8 protein-coding genes are annotated in these 10583 nt (G+C 65.7%); 3 read left to right on the top strand and 5 right to left on the bottom strand.

Annotated features, from left to right (window positions below):
• Positions 1-278 precede the first annotated feature (278 nt).
• Both ACFQ50_RS23705 and ACFQ50_RS23700 read left to right on the top strand, forming a co-directional pair.
• Positions 279-1772 (top strand): alkaline phosphatase family protein, encoded by a 1494-nt coding sequence (locus ACFQ50_RS23705; RefSeq protein ID WP_377998054.1) that lies wholly within the window; start codon positions 279-281, stop codon positions 1770-1772.
• 126 nt (positions 1773-1898) lie between these two features.
• Positions 1899-2738: an SDR family NAD(P)-dependent oxidoreductase gene (locus ACFQ50_RS23700; RefSeq protein WP_377998053.1), complete on the top strand. Its 840-nt coding sequence runs from the start codon at positions 1899-1901 to the stop codon at positions 2736-2738.
• Between the two features lie 447 nt (positions 2739-3185).
• Here the strand turns inward: ACFQ50_RS23700 and ACFQ50_RS23695 are convergent, their stop codons facing one another.
• From ACFQ50_RS23695 to ACFQ50_RS23675, 5 genes are all read right to left on the bottom strand, one after another.
• Positions 3186-5333 (bottom strand): putative bifunctional diguanylate cyclase/phosphodiesterase, encoded by a 2148-nt coding sequence (locus tag ACFQ50_RS23695; protein ID WP_377998056.1) that lies wholly within the window; start codon positions 5331-5333, stop codon positions 3186-3188.
• Between the two features lie 175 nt (positions 5334-5508).
• Positions 5509-6894 (bottom strand): UDP-glucose dehydrogenase family protein, encoded by a 1386-nt coding sequence (locus ACFQ50_RS23690; protein ID WP_377998052.1) that lies wholly within the window; start codon positions 6892-6894, stop codon positions 5509-5511.
• Positions 6891-8111, bottom strand: coding sequence for a glycosyltransferase family 4 protein (locus ACFQ50_RS23685; protein WP_377998051.1), 1221 nt, complete (start codon positions 8109-8111; stop codon positions 6891-6893). Before ACFQ50_RS23685 ends, ACFQ50_RS23690 begins: the two co-directional genes overlap by 4 nt.
• 81 nt (positions 8112-8192) lie before the next feature.
• On the bottom strand, positions 8193-8438 hold the full coding sequence (locus tag ACFQ50_RS23680; RefSeq protein WP_377998055.1) for a hypothetical protein: 246 nt from the start codon (positions 8436-8438) through the stop codon (positions 8193-8195).
• 69 nt (positions 8439-8507) lie between these two features.
• Positions 8508-9944 (bottom strand): flotillin family protein, encoded by a 1437-nt coding sequence (locus ACFQ50_RS23675; protein ID WP_377998050.1) that lies wholly within the window; start codon positions 9942-9944, stop codon positions 8508-8510.
• A gap of 237 nt (positions 9945-10181) precedes the next feature.
• On the opposite strand from ACFQ50_RS23675, the gene ACFQ50_RS23670 reads away from it, so the two are divergent.
• Positions 10182-10385 carry a DUF2945 domain-containing protein gene (locus ACFQ50_RS23670; protein ID WP_377998049.1) on the top strand — a complete coding sequence of 68 codons (204 nt, stop codon included), beginning with the start codon at positions 10182-10184 and terminating at the stop codon, positions 10383-10385.
• Positions 10386-10583 lie beyond the last annotated feature (198 nt).

The following is a 10583-nucleotide window of genomic DNA, read 5'->3' as shown; positions in this document are numbered from 1 at the left end:
GGTGTGGGAGAGTAGGTCACCGCCGGACAACCATTAAGGTCGAGGACCCCAACCACCAGGTTGGGGTCCTCCCGCATTTAACACCGGCTTAGCCGGTATCCTGCTCTCGCCTCTAATTCTCCGGGGGAATCAAGGGGTGACTATTGGGGACTTTCCGGCCTGGTACCAAGGTTTTCACAGGGTAAATTCAGAAATTTCCATTGTTTCTCGATGGCATCGGGCTACGGTGTTCCAACGCGCATCGACGCTGATGCGCCCATAGGACAAAGGAGTCCCTGATGCGTTCCAGATCAGACTTCCCAGTTGGCCGGAGAAGAGGCGAAAGAGCGCGCTCCAGGCGCGGGTTTTCTCCGGCCAAGTGGTTATCAGCAGTTACCACCCTTCTGTTTGTCTCCGCTATCTCATTCATCGGTGGTGCGGCCCAGGCGGCTACCGTCACGATCGGTCCCTCCGCAGATGCGGTGGTCAAACGGGACTCACCCAACACAAACTTCGGCACCGCGATCGGGCTGAAGGCAGACAATTCCCCGATCGAGATGTCATTCCTCAAATTCACGGTGGCTGGCACCGGAAACACGGTCACCGGTGCCAAGCTCCGGCTGTTCATAGCTGACCCGTCCAACCTTGGCGGCCAGTTCCGGCGGGTGCAGAACACGGCATGGGGCGAAAGCACCATTAACTGGAACAATGCGCCGGCGGCTGACGCGACCGTGATTGCTTCGGTGGGGTCCGCGCCGACCAACACGTTTGTCGAGGTTGACGTCTTCAGCATTATCAAAGGTGACGGTACGTACTCCTTCCGGATCAACAACACGTCCTCCGACGGAGTGATCTACGCCTCGAAGGAGGTTGCGGACACCGCCAACAGGCCGCAGCTGGTCCTCACGACCAACGGGACCCCGCCTCCACCGCCTCCGCCCCCGCCGCCACCACCGCCGCCCGCCGCAAACCCTTGCGGCAAGACGGCAGCTCCGCCGGCCACGTACGACCACGTGATCTGGTTCCTTTTCGAGAACAAGACGTACTCGCAGGTTATCGGGAGCGCGAATGCCCCCTACATGACCCAGCTTGCCCGGCAGTGCGGTTCCGTGACCACCTGGAGTGATGCCGGACTGGGTCTGCCTTCGCTTCCCAGCTACTTGGCTTTGACGTCCGGCAGCACGCAGGGCGTGACCTCCGACTCGGATCCCGGCAATTTGCCGCCTATCACGGCGGACAATATTTTCCGGCAGGTGAGGACGGCCGGGCTGACCTACAAGAGCTACGAGGAATCCATGAGTTCGAATTGCCGGTTGAGCGGTTCGGGCCTGTACGCGGTCCGGCACAACCCAGAAGCGTATTACCAGGGTCCGGGGGACAGGGCGGCGTGCGCTATCAATAATGTCCCGCTCGGCACACCGGCATCGGGAAATCTCCAGCGCGACCTGGCCAACAACACGTTGCCGAACTTCTCCTTGATCACGCCGAATGTCTGCAACGACATGCACGACTGCAGCATCGCAACTGGTGACACGTGGCTGTCCGGCTGGCTCCCGGCCATCCTGAACAGCCCCACCTACCAGGCCGGCAGGACTGCAATAGCGGTTGTGTTCGACGAAGACACGCCAGTGCCCAACTTCATTGTTGCGCCGTCGGTGGTGCCCGGAACCACTGTGCAGGGTTCCTACAGTCACTACTCGCTTCTCCGTTCCACCGAGGAAATGCTGGGAATTGGTCCCCGGTTGCTCAACGCAGGCAATGCACTGAGCCTGCGGCCGGCCTTGAATTTCTAGGCACGGAGCTGCAAAGGCCCCAACGCAACACCGACAGGCCCGGCCGGGGAACATTACCCGGCCGGGCGCCGTTGTGTGTTGGTAGCACACTCGGCTGCCCTGCCAACCTCCATCGAAGGACACTCCATGCCCCAGCGCACCATCGTTATCACCGGAGCCAGCGACGGCATCGGGGCAGCAGCCGCACGGAACCTGGCGAACGCAGGCGAGCGGGTCGTCGTCGTCGGACGTTCCCCCGAGAAGACCACAGCGGTGGGCAAAGAACTGGGTACCGACTTCTTCGCCTGCGACTTCGCCGAGCTGGGGCAGGTGCGCGAGCTGGCCGCTGCGCTGCGGGAAAGGTACCCGCGGATCGATGTCCTGGCGAACAACGCCGGCGGGATCATGCGCGGCCACGAGCTGACCGTGGACGGATACGAGAGGACGTTCCAGATCAACCATCTGGCGCCGTTCCTGCTCACAACCGAGCTGCTGGACATTCTCACTGCCAGCCGTGCCGCCATCATTAACACCTCAAGCGCTGCGAACGGTTTCGGTCAAATCGATCTGGCGGACCTCAACTCGACCCGAAACTACTCGACCAACCGTGCGTACGGCACCGCCAAGCTCGCAAACATCCTGTTCACCGCCGAACTTCAGAACCGCTACGGGAAAGACGGCATCTCGGCGGCCGCCTTCCACCCCGGCGTCGTGGCCACCAACTTCGCGGCAGAGTCCACGAGCTGGTTCCGCCACGCCTACAAGACCGTGCTGAACAGGTTCCTGCTCCCGGCGGAGCAGGGCGCCGCGACACTCGTGTGGCTCGCCTCGTCTACGCCCGGCCGGGACTGGGTACCCGGCGCCTACTACGCCAAGCGTGCACTGGCGAAGGCAAACAGTCAGGCTTACGACGCCGAGCTGGCCGGGAAGTTTTGGGAACGCAGCCTGGAACTGGTCAGTGCCGGCGAAACCCGTGGACAGGCCTGAACTCGACAACGCCTGAGGTCCACCCGGTCCGGGGGCCGGTATCAGCCCTCGCAGCCCACGCCGTCGCTGCAGCCAGCGCCCTCCGGGGCTGGTTCCTGTTTATGCTTCCCCCCAACTGTCCTGCAGACATTTACGAACTACGGAGCGAACGCAGCACGCGATAGTCGTGCGCAGTTCTCCTCGGCAATCCGCACGCCTCCTGGTTGGCCTTACCTTGAGGGTCGCCAGAAAGGTCCCCCAATAGAGGGGCCCCAGAGGCGTGCGAAGGGTGAGGGAGGGTTTGGGTTGAGGCGACAGGAGCTGAGGGAGGGTTTGGGTAGAGGCGTGCGAAAGGTGAGGGAGGGTTTGGGTTTAAGCGACGGGAGGTGAGGGAGGGTTTGGGTTTAAGCGGCAGGAGCTGAGGGGGCGTCGGCAGAAAAACGGCGATAGGTGAGGGCGCGTTCGAAATCAGCGGCGCAGGCGTAGCCCCTCAAGCGCCCCGAGTGCTGCGGCTGAGCGGCTGATGGCCTGCTCGAGGCCAGTCTCGGATTCGGGCACCGAGAACAGGTAGCCCTGCATGGCGTCGCACTGCAGGTCCGTCAGGTAGGCGGCCTGCTCGGAGGTTTCGATGCCCTCCGCCGTGACGCTAAGGCCCAGGCTGTGGGCCATGTTGATCATGGAGCTGAGGATCGGCAGTTTCTCCGCGCCGGTGCGGACCATGGAGACAAAGGACTGGTCGATCTTCACCGCGTCCACCGGCAGGTCCTGCAGCCGGCCCAGCGACGAGTAGCCGGTCCCGAAATCATCGAGGGCCACCCGGACGCCGGCGCTGCGCAGGCTCGCGAGCTGGCTGATCACGTGGTCGTCGGCGTCGAAAAACACGCTCTCCGTCACCTCCAGCACCAGCTGCCGGGGATCCATGCCGTGGGACTCGGCCATGCCCAGCACACTGCCGGCGAAATCGCAGTCCCGCAGCTGCACGCCGGACACATTCACCGCCAGTGAGCGCTCCGGACTGCCGGAGAGCCAGGGTCCGAGCTGGATGAAACTCTCCCGCATCATCCGCAGGCCGATCGCCGAGATCAGCCCGCTGCGCTCCGCCGTCGGAATGAACTGCGACGGCGGCACATTCCTGCCGTCGCGCTCCCACCTGGCCAGTGCCTCGAACTGGATCACCTCACCTAGCCGCGGCGAGACAACCGGCTGGTAGCTCACGCTGATCTCATCGTTGTCGACGGCGAGCCGCAGGCCCGCCTCCATGTCCGTCCGCTGCACCAGGGCCGTCATCATCTCCGGCTTGAACCGCATGTACCGGTTCTTGCCCGCCGCCTTGGCCGCGTACATGGCCACGTCCGCGCGCCGCAGCAGCTCGGAGGCAGCCACAGCGTCCTCGCTGAGGGAGGCGATCCCCAGGCTCAGGCTGGGCCGCAGCATGGACCCTTCGATCCGGACGGGAACGTTGAGCGACTGCACGATCCGCTCAGCGACGGACTCGGCATCCGTGGATCCGGTCAGGAGCACGACGAACTCGTCGCCTCCCAGCCGGGCCACCGTGTCGTCCGGCCGCACGCACGCCGTTAGCCGGCGGGCCACCTCCACCAGCATCTGGTCGCCGGCGGCATGGCCAAGGATGTCGTTGACCTCCTTGAAGTCGTCAAGGTCCAGGAGGAGGACGTCGACGGCGGCACTGTAGCTGCCGTGCAGCGCTTCGGACAGCTGGTCATGGAACAGCTTCCGGTTCGCCAACCCCGTCAGCGGATCCTGGAACGCCATGGCCTTGAGCTGCGCGGCCTGCTCGGCGAGGTCCGCCATCGCCTGCCGGGCCTGTTCCTGCGCCCGGCGCCGCGGAGTAACGTCCCGGAAGCTCCAGACCCTGCCCACCACCGCGTTGCCCACCCGCTGCGGCCGTGAGTAGCGTTCAAAGGTGCGGCCGTCGAGGAACTCCAGGGTGTCGTGGCTTTCAGCGGTCGGATCCGCGTAGAGCTCGTTGACCTTGTCCACGAAGCTTTCGGGATGCGAGAGCAGGCCAAGCACGTAATCCATCACCGCGGCGTCATCACCTGTGGCCATCAGTTCGCGCGGGATACCCCACATTTTCGTGAACTGCTCGTTGATCCCGGCGATCTTGCCGTCGATTGCCACAACGAGGATGCCGTCGGCCGTGGACTCCAGGGTGGCGCTGAGCAGCGACATCGCTTCCCTCAGCTCGGCGTCGGCCTCCTGCCGGTGAAACGTGGGCCGGACAGACGCGACCAGCGATGGGCCGCCGTCGGACTCGAGCAGTGAACAGGCCACCTCGCCGTGGAACTCCGTGCCATCACTGCGCAGGCCGTAGGACTCAAAGGGGGTCCGGGCATCGGCGCTGTCTCCGGACTCGCTGCGCAGGCTCGCGAAAAGCCGGTCGAAGCCGCTGCGGTAGCCTTCGGCCAGGAGCATCCGGTGGTCCTCGCCGACGAGCTGAAGCCTGGCGTAGCCGAAGAGCTGCTCCGCGGCGGAATTGACCTGCGTGATGACCCCGTTACCGCCGATCACCAGAACCGCGTCCGGAAGCGCATCGAACACGGCAGCGGAGCCTACGGCCGGATCCCCCTCAGGGCGTGGCGAAACCGCCGTCATGCCAACGTTGCGTGAGACCGCGAGAAACTCATTGAGCGTCCACCCCCTCACCTCGATCATAGAGGGTGGTTAAGGCGGGCTCGACCCTTGGGCGGGCAGGCGTTTTGGTTTCGCTCCCCGCCGGCACCCTAACCTCGCAAGCTCGGCCAGGGACCCTGCCGGCGTGGGCCCAGGCTCAACCAGCGGCGGGGGCGTGCTCCGCTGCCGTGGCCGCCTGGGTGCCGAGGCCGCGCACCGTCCAGCCCTCGGCCTGCCATGCCGCAGCGTCCAGCACGTTCCGTGCGTCCAGTACCGTCCGGCGCCGTACCAGCTGCCCGACGGCTGCCGGCGACAGTTCGCGGTACTCGGCCCATTCGGTCAGCAGCAGCACCAGCTCGGCACCCTCAAGGGCCCGCGTGGCAGAGGCCTCGAAGCGCAGCTGCGGGTAGCGCATCCACGAGTTGTTGATGGCCTTGGGGTCCGTCACCGTGACGTGCGCGCCCGCCGAGGCCAGCCGCAGCGCGACGTCGAGCGCGGGGGAGTCGCGGATGTCGTCCGTGTCCGGCTTGAACGCTGCACCCAGCACGGTCACCGTCCGGCCGGCGATCATGCCGCCGCAGAGTTCCCGGGCAACCTCCGCGGTCCGGGCACGCTGGCCCACGTTGACGGAGTCCACCACACCCATCCAGTCGTCCACGGACCGGACCTCCAGAGCCTGCGCCTGCGCCCGGAAACTGCGGATGTCCTTGGGCAGGCAGCCGCCGCCGAATCCCAGTCCGGCATGCAGGTACCGGTTGCCGATGCGCGGATCCATGCCCATCGCCTCGCTCAGTTCGGTGACGTCGGCACCGGCGGCCTCGCACAGTTCCGACATCGCGTTGATGAAGCTGACCTTCGTCGCCAGGTAGGCGTTCGACGCCGACTTAATCAGTTCCGCCGTCGCAAAGTTGCACACGAGCCGGGGGATGCCGGCGCGCAGCAGCGGCTCATACACGGCGTCCAGCACGGCGGTCACGCCGCGGGCGGCCCCTTGCGTGCCGTCGCTGCGGCGCCCGAACGCGCCCTCCTTGCCGCCGGGCACCCCGTACACCAGCCGGTCCGGCACCAGCGTGTCCTTCACCGCGGTGCCCTGCCGCAGGAATTCCGGATTCCACCCCAGCAGGACGTCCGGCCGCGCGGCGAGCATGCGTCCCAGCTTGTCAACGGTGCCCACGGGCACGGTTGATTTGCCGACGACGGCGGCACCCCTGCTCAGGTGCGGAAGGAGACTTTTGGTGGCGGAGACCAGGTAGCTAAGGTCGGCGCCGTCGGACGTCTTGGACTGCGGGGTGCCCACGCAGAGGAAATGTATCTGGGCCCCGGCGGCGTTAGCGAAGTCCGTGGAGAAGCTGAGGCGGCCGGTGGCGTGGCCGTCGCGGAGAAGCTCGTCCAGTCCGGGTTCGAAGAAGGGGGTGCGTCCGCTGGCCAGCTGCCCGGCGCGTGCGGGGTCGACGTCGATCCCCACCACGGTGTGGCCCATCGACGCGAGCGTGGCCGCATGCACGGCGCCGAGGTAGCCGCAGCCGATCACGGAAATCTTCACAGGGTGGCTCCTTGGGTGCTCTTGGTTTCGGGTTCCGCTGATCGGGCCCGCCGAGAGCGAGGCCCGATAGCGGGTGTGTTGGTCTCGGTACGCTCAACAAGTGGTGTGCCGGCCATGACGTCCTTGTAGTGCCGCACCAGCTCCGCGCACAGGGCCGGCCACGTCCGCCCCTGAACCGAGGCGTAAGCGGCCGCCGCGAACGCGCGGCGCTTGGCGTCGTCGCCCATCAGGTCCATCACGTGCCGGCGCAGTCCGGTCAAATCACCGGGCTCGTAGAGCCAGCCGGTGCGGGAATTCTCCACCAGGTCCAAAGGGCCACCGCGGCCGGTGGCCACCACCGGAACGCCGGATGCCATGGCCTCCTGGATGGTCTGGCAGAAGGTCTCAAACTCACCCGGGTGGACGAACAGATCGAATGATGCCACGGCCCGGGCCAGCTCCTCGCCGCCGAGGAAACCGGTGAACACTGCATTGGGAAGGGCTTCCTCCAGCGCCGTCCGTTGGGGACCGTCGCCCACGATCACCAGGCGGGTGCCGGGAACGTCCGCCAGCACGGCAAGGTCCTCCACCTGTTTCTCCACCGCGAGCCGGCCGACGTAGCCGATGATCCGCTCACCGCCCGACGCCACGGATGCCCGCCACCCGGCGTCGCGCTTTTCCGGTGCAAAACGCGCGGTATCCACACCGCGCCGCCACATGCCCACCCGCAGAATCCCGCGGCCGCGCAACTGGTTCAGCGCGAAAGTGGACGGCACCAGCGTCCGGGACGCCAGGAGATGGATGTTTTCCACCCGGTTCCAGGCCCAGTTCTCCAGGAACGGCACCCCGTACCGGGCGGCATAACTGGGAACCTCGGTCTGGTAGATGGCCACCGTGGGGATCCCCAGCTGATGCGCGGCCTGCGCCGCCCGCCAGCCGAGCACGAACGGCGACGCCAGGTGGACCACGTCCGGTGCGTAGTCGGCAAGGATTCTCTTGACCCGGTACACACCTCCCAGCGCCACCCGCACGTTCGTGTAACCCGCCAGCGGAACGGAGGGCAGCCGGTGCACAAACGCGCCGTGCACAACGTCCAGAACATCAGCGTCCGACGTCGACGGCGCAATCACCAGCACCTCATCGCCCCGCTCCTGCAGATGCTCAAGCACTCGCAGGATGGAGTGCGTGACTCCGTTCATCAGCGGCAGGAATGATTCGGCAACGATAGCGATCCTCACCCCTCAACGGTGTTCCCGCCGTCTAGCCGTGCGGGGGAGCGGGCGTGACCGGAAAGGGAAGGTTGGGTTAACAGGCGGGGGCTACCGTGCCCCGTCGCGGAGGACGTCCGGCAGCTCGTCCACGAAGACGGTCTGCGGCGGTTCGAAGTAGATGACCAGCACCTCGTCACCCACCGTAAAGACACTGACCTTGTCGAACGGGTAGGCGTGGAAGGCGCTGGTGCCGCCGCGGTAGGCGAGCATGACCTCCCCCACGGTTCCGGGGCCGATCTGTCCGCTCACCCTGCCGATCTTCCCGGTCAGGCTCCGGTCAACATTCTTGTGCACCATGTCCCTCGGCTTTTTCTGGGCTTCCCTCGGTTTTTTGGCTTCCTGGGCTTCCTGGGGGCGCCGTTCCTAGGCGCCGGGCTGCTTCGGCGGCTGCTTGGCATGGTTCTGCCCGTTTTTGAGGGCAGTCGACAGCCGGGGCAGGAACGAGCCGGCCTGGGTGATGATTCCGCCCACCATGCTGTTGAGGCCATCGGCGCCGTTCAGCACGGTCAGCTGGTCCACGTGGCCGAACGGCTCGGCCGCCGCCGCCACGATGGCCGGCATGTTCTCCGCCAGTTGCTGGGAGATGACGGCATCCTGGTTGCTCTCCAGTGCCTCGCCGCGGGCCTTGATGCCCTCCGCCTCGGCCAGCGCCTTCGCCTTGATGGCGGACGCTGCGGCGTCGCCACGCGCCTTGGTGGCTGCTGCCTCGGCTTCGCCGGTCACACGGGTGGCGCCGGCAATCGCTGCCGCCGCACTCGCGCTGGCCTGGGCCTCCACTTCCACCCGGCGCGCATTGGCCTGCGCTTCGAGTTCCGTCCGCTTGGCGCGCGCCTCGGCCGCACTGATGTCCGCTGCCTTCTGGGCCTCCGCCTCGGTGCGCTGTGCGTAGGCCTTGGCGTCGGCGGGCTTGCGGATGGTGGTCTGCAGCTTCTGTTCCTCGCGGTCTGCCTCGAGCTTGGCCACCTCGGTTTCCTGGACCACCACCTGCTGGCGGGCCGTGGCGTCTGCCAACGGGCCGGCCTGTGCCGCGTTGGCCCTCGCCCTTTCCGCGTTGGCCTGCGCGGCCGATTGCTTGATGGCGGAGACGCTCTGGGCATCGGCGATCTGTGCGGCGGCCTCGGCCTCCCGCTCCGCAGCCTCGCGGTTTCTGGTGGCCTCGGCGATGCGGGCCTCCATTTTGACCTGGGCAATGTGCGGTTTGGCGATGTTCTGGATGTAGCCCGTGGGGTCCTGGAGGTCCTTGATCTGAAGGGAATCCACCACCAGGCCGAGCTTCTCCATTTCCACGCCGCTCGCGCCGCGGACCTGGGACGCCAGCTTGTCGCGCTCGCGGATAATCTCCTCCACGGTCATGCTGCCGATAATGGAACGCAGGTGGCCCTCGAAGACGTTGTATACCTGGCTTTCCATTTTCGGCTGCTGGCCCAAAAACCTTCGGGCGGCATTGGCAATAAACGCGGGCGCGTCCCCGATTTTGTAAATGACAACGCCCTCCACCACAACCTGGATGCCCTGGGACGTGACGCAGGAAACCTTGAGCTCTGTCTCGTTCAGAGTGAGGGACAGCGTCCGGACAGTCTGCAGGCCGGGAAGCACCAGTGCGCCCTTGCCGGTAACGATCTTGAAGTCCATGCCGTCGGTGCTTTCCAGCGTGCCGCGCGTCAAACCGGAAATGATGAGGGCCTCGTTCGGTTCGGCCACTTTCCACATCAGTTTGACGGCCAGCCAAATGACCAGAATGCCCAGCAGCACCGAGGCAACAATGACAATCAGGGGCAGAATGGCTGCCAGGTTCTCCACGGCGGTGTCCTCTCAGTGCAATTAGAAGGCCCAATGCATAGCCGCAAACCCTTCGAAGCGCCGGATTGCCAGCTGTAATAGACAGTGTGGTGCTGCGTCCGGGCTTAGTCCAGCAATTCGGGCCGGTTAAGATAGCGGGCTCTCAAGCCCGGCCGAGTGTGGTCCAGGCTCTGGCCGGCGGCCGGCGCCGGCTGTAGTGTCGGCGGTGATTGCCGGATCCCGACTTGAGGAGCGCACGTGGCACTGACCAAGGGCACGGAAGTGGAATGGAACACCCCGCAGGGAAAGACTCACGGCAAGATCGTGGAAAAGAAAACCAGCGACTTTGAGCTCGACGGCAACACCCACCGGGCCAGCGACGACGAACCCCAGTACGTTGTGGAGTCCGCGAAGACCGGGGCGAGGGCCGCGCACAAGGCGGGCGCGCTGACTGAAAAGTAGGGCAAGCTACCGCCTGACCCAGAGACCCTGACCCCGGACACCTTGCCTCCAGACACCCTGACCACAGACAAACGGCCGGCCCGCGCAGAGCGGGCCGGCCGTCGGCGTACTTTGATATTCTGGGTGTACTGACCGGTACGTGTTTTGGACGTGGTGCTTTGCGTCGGTGGCGGTGGCGTTGAAGTCCTCGGCGGCGGT

Origin of the sequence: Arthrobacter sp. NPDC056493 (assembly GCF_042795115.1) — a bacterium.
In the GTDB taxonomy this organism is placed as follows: domain Bacteria; phylum Actinomycetota; class Actinomycetes; order Actinomycetales; family Micrococcaceae; genus Arthrobacter.
Note: the sequence above shows the minus strand (reverse complement) of the source record. Positions and strands in the feature narration are given on the sequence as shown.